Source organism: Streptomyces toyocaensis, assembly GCF_000725125.1.
GTDB lineage: Bacteria > Actinomycetota > Actinomycetes > Streptomycetales > Streptomycetaceae > Streptomyces > Streptomyces toyocaensis.
The window spans coordinates 25,722-41,725 of sequence record NZ_JFCB01000035.1 but is presented as its reverse complement, the minus strand read 5'-3'; the positions used below and the strand labels follow the sequence as shown (position 1 = coordinate 41,725).

The window sequence follows — 16,004 nt, the reverse complement described above, 5'->3', positions numbered from 1 at the left end:
GGCGCGCTGATCGGCGTCACCGTCCCTCGGCCGGACGCCGACGGTACGAGAACCTGTACCCGGCGAAGTCGGCGAGATGGACGTATCCGATCCTCTGGTAGAGGGCGTTGCTGGTGGGATTGGCCGGGTCCGTGAACAGGACGACGTCCGTGGCGCCCGCGGCCAGCGCGGCCCGGCTCACCTCTGCCGTCACGGCGCCGGCGTAACCGCGGCCCCGGAGGTGGGCCGGGGTGTAGACGGGGTCCACCCGGATCATGCCGCCGACCATCGACGTCGCGGCCGCCATGGAGACGGGAGTACCGTCCGGCGTGTCCCAGAACGTGAAGTGTCTGTCGCCGAAGCGCGAGTCGCTCCAGGAGCCGGAGTCGATCAAGTCGAGGGAAGGCTGCTCCCCGACGTCGACGCAGAACTCACGGCACCATCGCACGACGTGCTCGCGGTCCTTTCCGCCCGCGATGCGGCCCTGGCCCTCCGGGCGCGGCTGCGGTGGGGTGAGCGTGCCGAGACGGTACAGATGAGTCCGCCAGAAGAGCTCCGAGGCCGCGCCCGCATGCTGCTGCCATGCCTCGGCGAAAACGGTGGCCGTGTCGTGGTCGGCGATGACGTGGGCGGGGGAGCAGCCGAGCTCGGTCAGGTGCGCGGCGAGGTGGTCGGCCTGACTGGCGGAGAGGGGCGTAAGGCCCAGACGACCGCGCGGAGTGCGGTAGAAGATGGCGCGGACCTCGCCCTCCGACTCCAGGTGTCCGAAGGCAGCGGCTTCGGCACCGGGCGTGTCCGCCCCACGTCCACGGAGTTTCTCGATGTCCGTCAGCGCAGTGTTGTGCAGTGCTGGCCGGGAGCGCAGGAAGTCTCCGGCTCGGTCGAGGAAGTCGTCGACGTCATGAGTGAGTTGCCAGCGATCCGGGAGCATGCTTCATGATCCCGGATGGACCTGAGGCGGGGGAGTACTTGCGCAGAGAGGCACCGTGACCACATGGACCGCACGTCGGCCGTGGTCGGCGAGCGGGGCAACAGGGCGAGCGCGGTCTCGTGCCAGCCGACGCGGCCCCGCTCCCTGACACAGAGGAAGGCGAGCGGGGCCGCTGGGTGGTCGGCTATCGGGCTCCCAGCTCGGCCAGCAGAGCCTCGTACGCGTCCGGATATTCCTCCCGCAGGACGTCCATCCACACCCGGGCTCCTCGCGCGAACGTCTCGGGCTTCATCTTCTGGTGGAGATGGTGCACGCAGTAGAAGGCGTCGTCGTAAGGGAGTCGCTTCGGCTGCTTCGGCTGGGCTGACTCTGCGTTCGCTGTCTCGAGTTCTCCCGTGCTGGTACGCGGTTCCGGGATGGACTCGGAAGCCTGCTCACGCCCGACGGACGGCGTAGCCGTGCTGGGCCGGAGGGGCGGGGACGGCGGAGCGACTGCGGCGGGAGGCGTCTCCGGGATTATCACGCCGTGATAATCGGCGGTGCCCACTGACCGCTCCACGACCTCCTGCGGCTGACTCTCCGCCTTCCGGCGAGCTGCTTCCGCCCGTTCGTCGGCCTTGGCCTTCTGCTCTTCGGGCGACAGCTTGCCGAGGTTGCGGACGTGCTCCACCTTCCGCGTCCCGGTCACCAGATCCTTCTGGAGCTCGGGAGTGAGCTTCAGCAAGGACAGCTTGCTGGAGATCGTGTTCTGCGGGATGCCGAGCCGCTTGGCCGCCTTCGTCTGGGAGCCGTAGTAATCGACCAGGGCCTTGAGAGCGTGCGCTTCCTCGAGGTCGGTCATGTCGTCGCGGTGGTAGTTCGCGACGAACGCGGCCTCGAGGAGAGCCTCGTCGGTGGCGACCCGTCCGTTGTCGACGCGGACCGGGATGGTGGCCATCCCGACGCGGCGAGCGGCTTCGAGGCGGCGGTGGCCGTCGACGACGATGTACTGCGCCCCGTGGTCGAGGTCGTCGGCGCGGTCCGACCGGTTGCGCAGGTAGGCGTCGACCGTGGCCACGGCGATGGGGATGATGATGCCGACCTCGCGGACGCTCTGCACCGTCTCGTCGAGGTTGCGCAGGTGGTTGCGCGGGTTGTCGGGGTTGTCGCTGATGAGGGTGACCGGCAGCTCGGTGATGGCCGCCGCGGTCGACTCCTCGCCGCCGATGGTCTGGTCGATGAGGTTGCGCCGGGAGGACCGGGCGCCGCGGGCCGCGCCGAACGCGGGTGCCGATCCCAGGGTGTCCGCCTTGCTCACCGGGTTGCTCCCCTCGCTACCTGCCGCATGGCTTCCGCCTGATCACTGTGAGGCGCGTAGGTCAGCAACGGCATCCGCTTGCGGACCGCTTCCCGCTGTTCTTTCAGGTCGCCGATGATGGCCAGGACCTTCGGGTCTCCGAGCGACTTCCAGTTGTCCAAGGACGACGTGGCGACGTAGCCGCGGCGGGAGTCGTACAGGTTGACCACCAGGCCGAGGTAGTCCATGTCCAAGGAGAGGTCCTCACAGAGGTCCTCGATCTGCTGGGCGAGCATGCCGTAGGCGGTGGCGGAGGAGTCCTCGGCGAGTACGGGAATGATGACCCCGGAGACACCCGCGGGCTCGCCGCGGCGCCGGCGGCCGTAGTAGAGGGCGGCGTCCATCGCGATGCCGAGACTGGGCGGGCAGTCGACGATGATGACGTCGTAGTCGGCTTCCAGGGGACGCAGGGCCAGCTCGAGGGCCGCTTCCTTCTGGAAGCCACGCTTCTGCGTCGCCACGACAGCGATCTTCGCGTCGAGGAGGAACCCGTCGAAGCAGGCGGGCAGGACGTGCAGGCGCTTCTGGTACCGCGGATCGTCTATCTCCACGACCAGGTCGCGCAGGTCTCCCCTCCCTTCCCCGCACATGTGGGAGACCAGGCTGTCGTGGTTGGGTTCGATCTGGGGAACTCCGAGCTGTTCGCTGAGGTGCCCCTGCGGGTCGAAGTCGACGACGAGGACGCGCTTGCCCGCCTCGGCGTAGGCCTCGCCGATACCGGCGGAGATGGCGGTCTTGCCGACCCCGCCCTTCTGGTTGCCGACGATCTTCCGTTCCGGGTCGGTTCCGCGGGCACCGTGCTGGGGGGAGGGGTTCGCGTCGAGCCAGTCCCGGATCGACTGAGCAAGGCCCTGGGTGTAGGAGATGCCGCGGTCGGTGCAGGTCTCCTTGAACTGCTCGTACAGCCCTGGCGGAAGCCATGTGGAGAACGACTTGGCACCGGAGGTGTCCACTTCGGCGCCGCTGCTCGTGCTGCCGCGCCAGTCGTTGACGGCGGCCTCGACGGCGTCCTGGATGTCCACGCTGAGTTCGGCCGCGCGGACCTTGAGTGCTTGCTGGAGCGCCGAGGGCAGCTTGGACGCTACCTTTTCCCGGTCTCCATCGGGGTATGGGGAAGCCATGACGTCAGCATACTGACTCCTGACAGCGTCTCGGCATGCGGCTTGCGAGTTCTGACGCAAATTCACCCGATGGGCTCGTCTCAACAGGATTATCACGCCGTGATAATTGCCCGCACGCGTAGAGCCAACGAGCTTGGAGCGGTTCAAGGTGCCCGCTCGGGCCGTCATCACGTCACCGGTAGGAACCTCACCCGCCGTTCATGCCGGTACCGACACCAACTGACGGCCTCAACACACCTTTCAGGGATGACGTTGGCCCCGTGAGGGACGACCTCCGTGTCACAGGGAAGACGTCACGTACTGCAACAGGAGGCTGGTCGCCGAGACTACGATCCACAGACTGCCTCCCAGCAAAAGGGGCCGAGGTCCGGCACGGCGCAGTCCGCGCAGGTCGGTCGTCAGACCGATCGCGGAGAGGGCCACCGTGATGAGGAAGACGCACAGTGTGGTCAGTCCCGAGTGCGCCTGGGAGGGGATGAGGCCCAGAGTGTTGACGAGAGCGGCCAGCAGGAATCCGACAAGGAACCAGGGAACCAACCTCAGGACGTTCAGACGCGGGGCGGGGCCCGAGCGGCCGGTGCCCTCGGCCAGCGCACGGCGTCTGGTCAGGGCTGCCAGCCACAGACAGATCGGGATGATCAGAAGAGTCCGTGTGAGCTTGACGACGACCGCGTACTGCCCGGCCTCGTCGCCATAGGTCGCTGCGGCGGCGACGACGGAGGACGTGTCGTTGACTGCGGTTCCGGCGAACAGCCCGAACGCCTGCTGACTCATGTCCAGCAAGTGGCCCAGGATCGGAAAGACGAGCACCGCGGCGATATTGAACAGGAAGATCGTCGACACGGCGTAGGCGACCTCGACGCTCGCGGCTCCGATGACCGGTGTGACCGCCGCGATCGCGGAAGCGCCGCAGATGCTGGTGCCCACGCCGATCAGGGTGCGCAGGTCGCGTCCGATACCCAGCCGACGGCCGAGGAAGTACGCAGCGGTCAGACAGGCCGCCAGCGAGCCCAGCATGACCGGTAGCGAACTTCCCCCCACCCGCACGACCTGGGTGAGTGACAGCTGGCACCCGAGCAGGACGACCGACAGTTGTAGTACGGACTTGCTCGCTGTGGTGACGCCTGGCCGAAGCCGCTTTCCCGGGCGACGCACCGCCGCCAGGACGACACCGAGGACGATGCCCGCGACGGGGCCTCCGACCAGGGGAAACCAACGGCCGACCAGTGTGGCCACCGCAGCGACGGACACGGCGAGCGACAGCCCTGGCAAACGCTCCACGAATCGCCCCGACCACGAGCCGCCGGGTGCGGCCGCGTGAGCACCGGTGCTCCGTTCCGTGGTCGTCCGTATCCGGTCGGGGGTGGTCCTGTCGCTGTCGTCATTCATGGCCTCACTGTGGGCAGCCCGCTGACCAGGCCGGTAGCCCGCTCATGGGGACAAGGTCATAAGCAAGCGGAATGAGTCCACAGGCTGACTCACCCCCAGGCCGTTCATACGCTTGTGGCATGAGTGGACTGCCGGATGTGGAAGCGCTGCGGTTGCTGGTTCTCGTCGGGGAACTGGGCAGCCTGGGCAGGGCTGCCGCCGAACTCGGCATCACCCAGCCCTCGGCGAGCAAGCGGGTGGCAACCCTGGAGCGGAGGCTGGGGCTGGCGCTCATCGAGCGCACCCGGCGCGGATCCACTCTGACGACGGACGGGCAGGCGGTGGCCGACCGGTCGCAGCGTGTCCTGGACGAACTCACGGCACTCATGGGTGACGTGGAGGCCCATCGCAGCAGGCTCAACGGCACACTGCGGGTGGCGGCCAGCATGACAGTGGCGGAGTACTTGGCCCCGGCCTGGATCAGCGAGTTGTGTCATGCCCACCCCGACCTTCATGTCGGTCTGCAGGTCACCAATAGTGACCACGTACCCGAGTTGCTTCGCAGCGGGGCGGTGGAGATCGGGTTCATTGAGTCCCCGTTCGTTCCCCGCGGCCTGATCAGCAGAACCGTGGCCACCGACAGGCTGATCGTCGTGGTGGCACCCGCCCACCCCTGGGCGAGGCGCCGCAGACCGTTGTTGGCCCGGGAACTCGCCGCCACAGCGCTGGTCGTCCGTGAACGTGGGTCGGGGACACGGGTCGCCCTGGAGCGGGCCTTGCGCCGGGCTGGAGCACAGGAGACCCGTCCGCTGCTGGAACTGGGCTCGGCAGCCGCCGTACGCGGGGCGGTGATCGCCGGAACCGGCCCCGCGGTGATCAGTGAACTCGCGGTGCGTACGGACATCGTCGACGGCCGACTCGTCCAGGTGAGCGTCGAGGGCATCGAACTGCGCCGCGCGCTGCGCGCTGTGTGGCCGGCCGGACGGTCCCTGGTCGGGCCTGCCGCCGACCTGCTCGCCGTCGCCTCACACCGGCCGTCGTGAGCGGGCGGTGTGAGGTGGGCACGGCCCGTCCAGCAATACGGACCGTGCCCGGGCGGCACGGTCCCTCCGGGGAAAAAGGGACCTGCCGGGACTCGGACAAACGCGTCGTCGTCATGAGGGATACGCGTCTTCGACCTCTCCCGTTGAAGGATCGGAAGAAAACACTCGGAAGAATCTGATCACAAGGGCAGTGTTATGCCGAGTTCCCGCATGGCAGTCGAGGGGGGTCCCCCCTCAGAGCGTTCGGTCTTGTAGCCCCTGACTCGTGCGGCCAGCGTGCGCGGGTCGACGGCTTCGGCCGGCGCGCCTTTGGCGTACAGACCGTCGGGCTCGGCGTCACGGTCGTGGGGCAGAAGCCAGAAAACGCGGCGCCGAAAGGTGCCGGAGGAACGGGATGCCTTCGCTTTCGGGCTCAACCGGGCGTAGCCGACCATGCGCCCGTCGCGGTGGTAGGCCGGTTTGCCGCCACGGGTGGGCAGCCGGTCCAGGCTCTGGCGGACGTAGTCGAGCGGTCCGATCTCCTCCAGCCAGACGAGCTCCGTTTCGTGGCTGATCTCGTCCTCAGTGATCAGGGAGCTCATGAGGTCGCTTCCCTCTCTTCCTCGGTGAGCAGTCCGATACCCGGGTAGTGCTTGCGCTGGTTGGACAGGATCATCTCCTTGGGCGAGGCCAGCCCGACCAGTTCCCGGGTGCGGGCGGCGAACGCACGTGAAGACATCGCGGGTGCACCTTCACTCTGGCACCACGCCCGATAGGCAGCATAGAGCGCCGTCTGCTCGGCGCGCAGTTCGCCGCCAAGGTGGCAGCACTCGTCGTAGAAGCGGCCGGTGTGGTCCTCGGTCTCCGCGTAGGCGGTGGTGGCGATGCGAACCCGTTCCGGTCCGGTCAGGTCGCGGTCGCCGGAGAGGTAGCGGCGCGCGCCGTCGATGAGCCAGCCGAGGATGCCGGGGCCCTCTTCGGTGACGAGGATGTCGGCCAGGTTGTCGATCTTGCGGTCGTCGGACACGGTGCGTTCAAAGGGGATCAAGCGCATCCGGCGCCAGAACGCGAAGCCGCCGGTGCCGACTTCGGGGCGGTGATTACCCAGCAGCCACAGCTTGTGGGTGGGCTGGAAGCTGAAAAAGTCCTGCCGCATGCGGCGGGCTTTGATGCGGTCGCCGCCGGTGAGGAGCTTGACCCGCGCCTCGTCGAACTTGTCGCCATGCTTGACCTCGGAGCAGACAATGACACGGCGACCGTGGAGTTCCGCGAGGTCCGTGGGATGGCCCTCGTAGGGGCGCGCCATGAGGAAACCGGGCGGAGCGGCGTCAGCGTAGTCGCCGAGGAGCTTCATCAGGACGTCCAGCAGGACACTCTTGCCGTTCTTGCCGTAGCCGAAGAGGAAAGGCAGGACCTGGCCACCCACGTCGCCTGTGATGGAGTAGCCGAGCAGAAGCTGCAGGTACGCGATCATTTCACGACCCTCGGCATCGTCACCGAAGGTGTCGGTCAGGAAGCGGTTCCAGCGGGGAGTGGGACCGTGGTCGGGCCCCACCGAGGTGGAGCGGGAATGGAAGTCCTTGTTCGGGTCAGGGGTTTTGACCAGGCTGGTGCGCAGGTCGACGATGCCGTCCGGGGTGCACAGGGCGTAGGGGTCAGCGTCCAGGAGGCTGGCATTGAGCACCATCCCGGGCGCCGATTTGGCCTGCGCGAGCATGGCGTTCATGCCCGTGGTGGACAGCGCCCGGCGGCGGTGCGTCTGCAGGGCTTGAGCGGTGTGGATGCCGCGGGGATCTTGTACGGCGATGGCTTCGGCCAGGTCGCCGGCCGCCCAGAGCACGGTGTCGTCCTCGTCGATCTGCCAGCGCGTGGTGTCCCAGCGGTACCAGCCGATGCCGGGGACGTGCCGGTAGTCACGTCCGTAGAGACGCACGAACAGTTTGGCGTTGCCGCGGTCCGTAAGGGTGTCGGGCAGTAGGCCCGCGGGCGTTGCCTCCCCGACCGGTGGAGCCGGTTGGGTACCGGACTGGGCGGGGAGGGGTACGGCTGCGGCGCTCTGCGCCCTGATCTGGGCCGCAACGGCATCGGCGTCGAACTCGAAGAGCGTCTCGTTCCTGGGCGAGGTCATGGACGCCCTCCCTGCGGGGGCAGGGGGTGTTTGAGGCCCGCGGCGAGGCCGCTGCTGATGATCTGCTCAGAGCGGCGCTCCTGACCGGGACGAGCGGTCGCCGCTGTCTCCTTCAGCGCGCGTTCAGCATCTTCCTGAGTCATCCGCCCGGCGGCGACCAGACCGCCCAGCGTGAAGGCTGCACGATTGAGGACGTCGGAGAAACCAGCACCTTGTGAGACCTGGCCACAGGCCTCAACCGGAGCGAGCACGGCGGCAAGGAGACGCCGGTGCGTGGTGTTGTTGCGGCCGCCCCCTGCGGCAAGCACGGCCTGCCTGGCGCGAGGAGGCACGGACCGCGGCGCAGGCACCGTGGGAGCGGACAGGTGACCGGTGCGCTCCAGTTCCTGCGCGAGCCAGGACGGCAGCACAGCCGGCTCGCGCACGTCACCCACAGGTGTGTAGGTGCCGTGGCTGGTGCTGGTTCCGGGGGCGACGATGTAACCGCCGTGGGCACGGACGTCGACCTGCCAGGCGAGGGCCCGGCCAGGACCGGAGCCTGAGGAACAGTGCCAGCGGCGGTTGCCGGTGGCTCGGTACCAGATATGCAGGCCACCGGAGGGCGTGCGGACGCGCAGGGTGCTGGTGTCGTCTGCAGGGCTGGGCCGGCCCCGCAGAGCAGCCAGGACGGCCATGGTGTGGAAGCCGTTTGCCAGGCCGGTGAGATCCACATGGTCGGCGATCGGAATTCCGGGCAGGATCCTGTCGCGGCTGGGAGGCTGGGTGGGATGCGCATCGATGTCGATGACGACCAGGCGCGCCGGCCCGCAGGCAACACCGACACCCAGCTTCGGACGGTTCCCCCACCACTCGGCGATACGGCGCTGGTCGAGGGTTGCCGCATGGAAACCGTGACACCACCCTCCTGCAGGCAGACACGGGCACTCAGCAGCAATGTGGCGCGTTGTACGACACCGAGTGCAGTTGGCGACGGGTGTCTTGCGGCCCACGGCCAGAGGATGCACAGGCCAGCCATGACGCGCGCACCAACTGGCGGTTGCCAGTGCACTGGCTACCGGAGCTACTGGCACAGAGGGCGGCTGCCTGGGGGTGTTGGAGGAAAAGCGCAGCTCAGCAGGCATGCGCACCCCCATCAGCGACCGAAGCGACTCAATGACAGACACAGCCTATCCAACGTGTCATACGAGGTCGTGGAACGTGACCGAAGGAAGAGCACCCATCCAGCGCCAGCACTCCGTTTTGCGGGCACGGTACAGCGACCGAAGAAGAAGCACAGCGACCGAGCGTCTTCGGTCGCTGTCTTAAGTCCTGGGAGAACTTGCAGGTCAGAGCCTTGCAATAGACCAAACAGCGACTGAAGCGACTGAAGAGCTCTATATATGACGCACACACGCACGCATGAGGAAGTTATATATACGAACCTTCAGTCGCTTCAGTCGCTGCAAGCTTCCGACAATGCCCCTGACCTGCGCTTTTTCATGAGACTCAGGCAGCGACTGAACAGTCGCTGGGTCGCTCTTCTTCAGTCGCTGCCCCTCAAACGCTCCAGCGACCGAGCGACTGAAGCGACTGAGCCCCCCGCTCTGGGCCCTCGGAACAGGCTGCTCCAGGCAGATCAGCTGCTTGGAGCAGGGCCGTCCACTCATCTCGAAGCGGTACCCCGGCTGCGTGGGTTGTGAGCAGCAGCCTGCTGAGAGGGCTTTCGTGATCAGGAGGTCAGCTCGTCTGCGTGTCGCGAAAAACCGACTGTCGCCCCGACCCTGGGTGTGTGAGCACTGCTGGCGGAGGCACCCGCCGATTCTCCGCTCGCGGTGCTACGGGCGGCCTGACCTGCCATCAACGCTGACGCTGCCGCACTGATGCGACCGACCGCCCCGTTGTTCCGGCCGTTCTCCATCACACCGGACGAGGGCGTGGCGACTCCGGTCTGGCTTGCCAGCGTCTCCCCCACCCCGACCCTGGGGACGCTTCTTCACCAAGTGCCGACCCACCATGCCGTCCCGCTTTGCGCAGGACACATCCTTGGCACGCACCCTTTACGAGAGAACCGCTTTCCTCATAGGCATCCAGGGCTTCCCGGCCATCCGGTAGACCTGATGGGAATTGAGGAGCTGCTCTGCCGTCAGTTGATCAGGTCGCCTCATGCTGATCGACGATGCGGGTGAAGCTGCCCGTCACACGATGGTGCTGCCGCTACGGCAGCACCATCCTTGGCGCTCGGGTCAAGGACAACGCTCCCAGGACCGCACCTCATTGCCGTCAGGTACATGAGGTGCGGTCCCGAGGACGGTCATGTTGCCCGGCGCAGGGGAACGACCACGTTCTCCCCCATCCGTCTCGGATCCAGCCGGTAGTACTTGATGTGACCGATCTTCCCGGTCTCCTCGAGCCAGCCGGCCTCGATCACCTGCTTGCGGGTACGAGAGAAGACGGGCGGGGCCATACCTACCAGCTTGGCCAGCGTCGCAGCCGTTTCCAGCACAGCACCGCTCCGGTCGGTCGGATGCAGCGCATACAGCATCACGACAAGACGCTGATTGGCTGTCATACCGGCTGTCCTCTCGAGCAGCTCGAGGTTCCGGTGCTTCTCCTCGCTGATCACTGAGCCTCCCACCGTGCAGGGGCGTTCTCGTCGAAACCAGGGATGTCTGGCGGGTTGCACGTCTTCACCGCTTCACGCTGCTCGAGACCTGTGCCGTGGAAGGCGATGTAAGGGCTGATCCGGTAGAAGCTGTAGTTGCCGATCTTTCCACGGACGATCAGGATGCGGTGCTTCGCAAGTTTCCTGTTGATCTTACCGACGGCATCTGCGGACATGCCCACACGTTTGGCGATGTCCGCTCCGGTGGCTCGCAGCGGCTCCAGGCCCTCGGGGGAAACGCCGATCCACCACAGAACGAGGAACTTCTGACTCGGGGTGAACGCCTTGGACTCGGTGATGGCTTCCACTCGCGCCTTGTCGACCTGTGTGTGTCTCCCGGAGAACGCGTACGGCGCGTAAGGGACCGGTTCGCCGGTGTCGGCGTCAACCAGTCTGCGTAGTGCTCCCAACAGGGGCCTCCGTGCCTGCAGTTACGGGTGGTTGTGACGACGGCGGTGAGGCCGACCAGATGAACCTAACGTACATGAACACCAAGTCAATCAACCACGCCCAGCAGCCGTGTCGATTGCCTCTCTCTTCATCCAGTCCATCCCCCTCAATCAAAGCCATCGAAGCCAGAGACATGTACGTCACGGCAATCTGGTGCTGTTCCAGGATCGTGGCAGTCCGTTCCTGGAACAGCGGTATCAGTTCACAGAGCCCGTATGGCCGATCCCAGGATCGGCCTGACAGTCCCTCTCAACCGGGCACCCAGACCATGCGATCGCCCAGTACGGCTCCCCGATCTGGCTACCAGTTCCACCGATCTGCCTCCCAACCACTATCCGCGCAGGTCAGAGCCCCTTTCGAGGCCGCGCTCTCTTACCTTGTGAGCACAGCCTCGTCGTCACTCACCACCAACCGGTCCCGCATTCGCGAATGAACCCTCGCCAACAACGCGGTGGGACGGATGCGGCGCGGTGGATTCCAATGACAGCGGCTACCACTCCCCCCTTCCGACCTCAGCCACCGAAAGTCAGCCCAGGCGGTGGGTGCGCCGACGGAGCAGGCACGCGTGTGCCTCCAGCAACCACTGCCGGTCTCAGCCACGCCTCCCGTTTCCCAGCCGCCCCGGACCCGTCAGCCGCCAATACTGCCCAGTCACCCCGGCGGGGCACCGCAAGCCCGCCAGGGCTGAGGAGCTACCGCCCGGCCGCGCCCCCCACTGGAGAGCCCCCGTCGGATTGATGAGTTCTCACTTTCGATCACCGGTTCTAGCAGTGCTTCGTTACTTTGAGTGATCGCCCCTGGTGGTGGGCCTGTCCCGGTATAGCGTGGAGGTGGAACGACTCCGGGGTGAGTTAGCGGAGTTCGTTGCCGATGTGTTCGCCTCGCTGCCGCGGCGGCATCAGCGGCGGTGGGGTGCGTGTTAGCTGCGGGGTCTGATGCTGGACGGGCGGCGGAAGTCGATCCAGCCAACGGCCGAGCGGTTGCCAGACGGGAACATGCAGGCCCTGCAGCAGTTCGTGAACCAGTCGCCGTGGGATCCGCTGCCGGTGCGGCGGGATGACCGTGCGACGGCCATCAGCAGTGAGGCCATGATGACGGATCCGCCGAAGAGCAGCGCGTTGAAGAACGACGGCCGCAGTCCTGGGTGACGCAGGAGGTACTGCCAGCCGGCCGCGATGTCGCGGCCCAGGTGAGAGGAGGCCGGTGTGGGCCGGTGGCGCGGGTTCAGGCTGCCGGATGCGATGGATACCCAGAGCCGATCCGAGGAAGGACGGTGCGTCGACCACCATCGTGGCGGCCGCGCTCAGTACCCGCTCAGAAGCCCGCCGACGGGCGGGCCTGCACTGACGCTGATCCAGCTGATGTTCTCCAAAGGGCTGTTGACACGAAGACGGTGCTCGGGCAGGACGAGTGCTTTCAGATGCGCTCCACTGGCCGCGTCGAACGCGACAGACGCCGCCGTCTGAAGAAGTCCGACAGCACACAGTTGCGTGAAGGTCAGCCCGTCGACATCCATGGCGACCGGGATGCTTGCCAGCACTCCGCCAGCTCGTCGGTCACCGGACCCGTAGGACAGGTACTCTCGCCGTCATCACCACAACGCCCAGGTCTGACCGGCACGAGGAAGTGACCTCTCACTACTCATTTCACATTCTGTGAATCACGTCGAACGGGCACACTTTTCTCCATGCCTCGTCACCCCCACAAGTCACCCGCCCCCACAAAGCCGCTGCTCAAACCGCCCTCACGCCTCGGCAAGCTCGACGCCCCGGCCCTGGTCGGAGAACTCCGTCAGCTGCACGAGGATGCCGAGGATCCCGACGTCGAACGCATGCCGGCGAACGACGAGGTCTACGGAGCGCTGCTATACACCGAGAAGCACGCGGCAGCTCTGCGCACACTCACTGCTGAGCGGCAGAAGAAGGCCTCTCTGAAACGCGTGCGACTGTGGGAGTTCCTGCGCGAGCGCGCAGAGATCCACCAGGCGCGAGCGGTCGCCGACGCCCGCGAGGCGGGTGCCGCGTGGCTTGAGCTGGTCCCCGTGCTCGCGGTGAAGGTACCCAGTGCCGCCTACAACAAGGCCAAGCGGCTACGAGCGGCGGCACTGATGGACGAGATGTCGGACGCGGACAGGCTCCGTCGCACCCCCGAAGCCGTCAAGGAGGCGGAACACCGGATCGCCCGCGACAAGCAGGCGGAAGAGCGAGCTAAGGAAACAGCGCGCCGACGTCACCATCTCCTCGTGCCCGTGGCGCAGCGGCTCCTGGACAACCGCGACGGCCTGGTCCTGGACGAAGACGTTGAGTACTGGCTCGACGAGGTTGCAGAGGTACTCCCCCACTGCACCACCGCCATTCAGATGGTGAGCCTCCGCCGCTATGTGCTTGCTTCCCTACGCGCCCTGGCCAAACTGGAACACCGCACAGCCCGGCCTGTCACGACCACACATGAGGCCCACCTCGCACGGTCCGCAGCAGCTGAGTTTCTGACCGATCAGCCGCACCGAACCTGACACTCCCCTGAACCACGCCCGCCTAGGGTGATTACGACGTAATCACCCGCCGTTCCCCGCGCCGCCGACACGACTGGACTCATCTCCACGTCAGCTGAGTCTTGCTAACGTGTCAGCGACTCAAAGGATCTTGGACGTTAGTATGGTGTCTCCCATGAACTCACCAGCACCCAACGACCGCGAGAAGGTTGTCAGCAAACTGCCGGGGTGGCTTCGGAAGAACCTGAAGGTCAGAGCCGCCCAGCACGGCATCGAAATCCAGGCAGCGGTGGAGCAGGGCATCAGAGACTGGTGCAACCTGGCCTCCACCACCGCCACCATCGACACCTCCGGCGCCGACTCCTTCTCCACCTTCCTGCCCCCAGGGCAGTGGGAGGACTTCCGGCAGACCACCACCGACAGACGGGTCTCCCTGATCCAAGGCCTCGCCCAGTCGGTACAGCTGTGGATCGATGCCAACCCCGCGCCCGACGTCGCGCGGCCTGAGGTCACCCGCCGTATCGTCGTCTGTAATCAGAAGGGCGGCGTCGGCAAGACTGCCATCACGGCCGGCCTCGGTGAAGCACTGGCCGAGGACTCCAACTCCCTGCACCCCGTCCGCGTTGCCAAGGCCCTGACGAAGGCCCTACGGGCGAGCGAGCCCCAGACCGCTGATGCGGCACAGGACGACGACCTCCTCGACATCGAGAACCTGCCGGGCCCCGGTCAGCGGGTGCTGCTCGTCGACTTCGACCCGCAATGCCACCTCACCAATCAACTCGGGGCCACTCCCCTGCCGATGAACGGGGACAGCCTCACCAATCACATGGCTGGAGATCCCAAGGGCGATCTTCGCGAACTCATCGTCTCGGTCGACGAGGACACCTTTGCCGGCAGACTCCATCTTCTTCCCGCCTGCCACGACGCCTTCCTCCTCGACGTCCGCCTCTCCGCGGTCCGCGCCCGAGAAGCCGCCCTCGAGCGGGCACTGGCACCGCTCGAAGGTGATTACGACGTAATCATCGTGGACTGCCCGCCAAGCCTCGGTCTCAGCATGGACGCCGCCGCCTACTACGGCCGCCGACGTGACGACGAAAGGCCCGGACAGTCGGGCGCCCTCATCGTCGTTCAGGCCGAAGACAGTTCTGCGGACGCCTACGACCTGCTCACCACACAGATCGACGACCTGCGCGGTGACCTCCAGGTCGACATCGACTACCTCGGTATCGTCGTCAACCTCTACGACTCCCGCCGTGGTTACATCGCGACCTCGTCCCTTCAGGGATGGGTGGACATAAAGGATCCCCGCGTTGTCGGCCTGATCGGGGACCTCAAGGAGCAGAAGGAAGCAGTCCGAGTGAAACAGCCTCTGTTGTCCTACGCGCCCAAGTCACAGCAGGCGATCGGGATGCGCGCCCTGGCCCGGGAGGTGCTGTGAGTAAGGCCGATCAGCTTGGCGCCGGCCGTTTCGGTGGCGGAGTGCGCCCGGTCAGCGCACGACGTCAGGCTGTCGCGGCCGCCACCGGAGTGCCTACCGAAGGCCTCGCACCTCCCACCGAACTCGCGCCCCACCGCATCAGCCTCAACCCGGACAACCCGCGTTCAACCCTCGGAGACCTCACCGACCTCGCAGGCAGCCTGTCGACCCACGGTCAGAAGCAGGCGATCACCGTTATGAACCGGGACGCCTATGTCAAGGCCAACCCCGACCGCGAAGCAGACGTCGAACCCGACACTGCCTACGTCGTGATCGACGGCAGCAGCCGACTCGCCGCAGCCCGTGAAGCGGGTCTGACCACCGTCAAGGTGATGGTCAGTGACGAACAGGGGTCCACCTCCGAGGAGCTCCTCGAATCCGCCCTCGTCGCCAACATCCACCGCCAGGACCTTGAAGAACTCGACGAGGCCCGCGCCCTCCAACGTCTGCTGACCATCCATGGCAGCCAGCGGGCACTGGCCAAGCGACTGCACCGTTCCCAGGGATGGGTGTCCCAGCGGCTCGCCCTGCTCAACCTCACCCCCGAACTTCAGGCGCGAATTCACGAAGAACCCATCGAACTCCTGCGGGCCGTCGGAAACCGACCGCATGAGGAGCAGACCACTGCCCTGGAAGAGCTCAAGGCCGAGCGAGCCCGCAAGGAAGCGGAAAAGCTGGCCGTCAGGGGGGCGCCCTCACACCAACCGCCCACTGCGGAACTCGAACGACCGGAGCACATTGATTACGACGTAACCACCCCACGCGCCTCTCGCCAGACATCGCCCGGGCCCTCTGCCACCTCACAGAGGGACACACCCTCACAGACAGAGACTGTGCCCGAGCCGCGCTCGGACAATCGGCCCAGCACCTCGCGCCGCACCCCGGCCGACATGACCAACTCCCCACCACCACTCCCTTACAGCGACCCCATTCTGCTGGCCCGGCATCTCATCCACATGCTGGGCGACACCGAGCTCGACGAGATGCTGCGCGTTCTCAGAGATCACCAGCGCACCAGAGACGCGGCCGTCACCAGCCCCGTTGAGCGGTGACGAGCCGC

General features: G+C 66.4%; 14 protein-coding genes and 1 pseudogene. 5 read left to right on the top strand and 10 right to left on the bottom strand.

Annotated features, from left to right (window positions below; genetic code table 11):
* Positions 1-16 precede the first annotated feature (16 nt).
* From BU52_RS28190 to BU52_RS28175, 4 genes are all read right to left on the bottom strand, one after another.
* Positions 17-910: a GNAT family N-acetyltransferase gene (locus tag BU52_RS28190; protein ID WP_037939708.1), complete on the bottom strand. Its 894-nt coding sequence runs from the start codon at positions 908-910 to the stop codon at positions 17-19.
* A 184-nt stretch (positions 911-1,094) separates the two neighbouring features.
* Complete coding sequence (locus tag BU52_RS28185) at positions 1,095-2,207, bottom strand: ParB/RepB/Spo0J family partition protein (RefSeq protein ID WP_037939705.1); 1,113 nt, start codon at positions 2,205-2,207, stop codon at positions 1,095-1,097.
* The gene (locus tag BU52_RS28180) at positions 2,204-3,367 is read right to left on the bottom strand and encodes a ParA family protein (RefSeq protein WP_037939703.1); all 1,164 of its coding nucleotides are present in this window, start codon (positions 3,365-3,367) and stop codon (positions 2,204-2,206) included. Before BU52_RS28180 ends, BU52_RS28185 begins: the two co-directional genes overlap by 4 nt.
* A gap of 279 nt (positions 3,368-3,646) precedes the next feature.
* Positions 3,647-4,756, bottom strand: a complete 1,110-nt coding sequence (locus BU52_RS28175) for a YeiH family protein (protein ID WP_078903479.1) — start codon at positions 4,754-4,756, stop codon at positions 3,647-3,649.
* Positions 4,757-4,875: 119 nt separating this feature from the next.
* On the opposite strand from BU52_RS28175, the gene BU52_RS28170 reads away from it, so the two are divergent.
* On the top strand, positions 4,876-5,778 hold the full coding sequence (locus BU52_RS28170; RefSeq protein ID WP_037939701.1) for a LysR family transcriptional regulator: 903 nt from the start codon (positions 4,876-4,878) through the stop codon (positions 5,776-5,778).
* 179 nt (positions 5,779-5,957) lie between these two features.
* Here the strand turns inward: BU52_RS28170 and BU52_RS28165 are convergent, their stop codons facing one another.
* The 5 genes from BU52_RS28165 to BU52_RS28145 all read right to left on the bottom strand — a co-directional run bounded on the left by BU52_RS28165 (position 5,958) and on the right by BU52_RS28145 (position 10,936).
* On the bottom strand, positions 5,958-6,359 hold the full coding sequence (locus BU52_RS28165) for a DUF6009 family protein (RefSeq protein ID WP_037939698.1): 402 nt from the start codon (positions 6,357-6,359) through the stop codon (positions 5,958-5,960).
* Positions 6,356-7,885, bottom strand: coding sequence for a DNA primase family protein (locus BU52_RS28160; protein ID WP_037939697.1), 1,530 nt, complete (start codon positions 7,883-7,885; stop codon positions 6,356-6,358). Before BU52_RS28160 ends, BU52_RS28165 begins: the two co-directional genes overlap by 4 nt.
* A complete protein-coding gene (locus BU52_RS34240) occupies positions 7,882-9,006 on the bottom strand; it encodes a bifunctional DNA primase/polymerase (RefSeq protein WP_078903486.1) in 1,125 nt (374 codons plus the stop codon). The genes BU52_RS28160 and BU52_RS34240 overlap by 4 nt, the downstream gene beginning before the upstream one ends.
* Before the next feature lie 1,169 nt (positions 9,007-10,175).
* The gene (locus tag BU52_RS28150; RefSeq protein ID WP_407702066.1) at positions 10,176-10,433 is read right to left on the bottom strand and encodes a cyclic nucleotide-binding domain-containing protein; all 258 of its coding nucleotides are present in this window, start codon (positions 10,431-10,433) and stop codon (positions 10,176-10,178) included.
* Positions 10,434-10,483: 50 nt separating this feature from the next.
* Positions 10,484-10,936 (bottom strand): MarR family transcriptional regulator, encoded by a 453-nt coding sequence (locus BU52_RS28145; RefSeq protein ID WP_037939685.1) that lies wholly within the window; start codon positions 10,934-10,936, stop codon positions 10,484-10,486.
* Positions 10,937-11,800: 864 nt separating this feature from the next.
* Between BU52_RS28145 and BU52_RS35060 the strand changes: the two are divergent.
* A pseudogene (locus BU52_RS35060) lies at positions 11,801-12,031 on the top strand (transposase); the annotation flags it as partial.
* Between the two features lie 248 nt (positions 12,032-12,279).
* On the opposite strand, the gene BU52_RS36565 reads toward BU52_RS35060, so the two are convergent.
* A complete protein-coding gene (locus tag BU52_RS36565; RefSeq protein ID WP_235216439.1) occupies positions 12,280-12,516 on the bottom strand; it encodes a hypothetical protein in 237 nt (78 codons plus the stop codon).
* A gap of 147 nt (positions 12,517-12,663) precedes the next feature.
* On the opposite strand from BU52_RS36565, the gene BU52_RS35055 reads away from it, so the two are divergent.
* The 3 genes from BU52_RS35055 to BU52_RS34230 all read left to right on the top strand — a co-directional run bounded on the left by BU52_RS35055 (position 12,664) and on the right by BU52_RS34230 (position 15,996).
* Entirely contained in the window at positions 12,664-13,488 is an 825-nt protein-coding gene (locus BU52_RS35055) for a hypothetical protein (RefSeq protein WP_235216438.1), read from the top strand.
* Between the two features lie 154 nt (positions 13,489-13,642).
* Entirely contained in the window at positions 13,643-14,905 is a 1,263-nt protein-coding gene (locus BU52_RS28130) for a ParA family protein (protein ID WP_037939753.1), read from the top strand.
* A complete protein-coding gene (locus tag BU52_RS34230) occupies positions 14,902-15,996 on the top strand; it encodes a ParB/RepB/Spo0J family partition protein (protein ID WP_107061285.1) in 1,095 nt (364 codons plus the stop codon). The genes BU52_RS28130 and BU52_RS34230 overlap by 4 nt, the downstream gene beginning before the upstream one ends.
* Positions 15,997-16,004 lie beyond the last annotated feature (8 nt).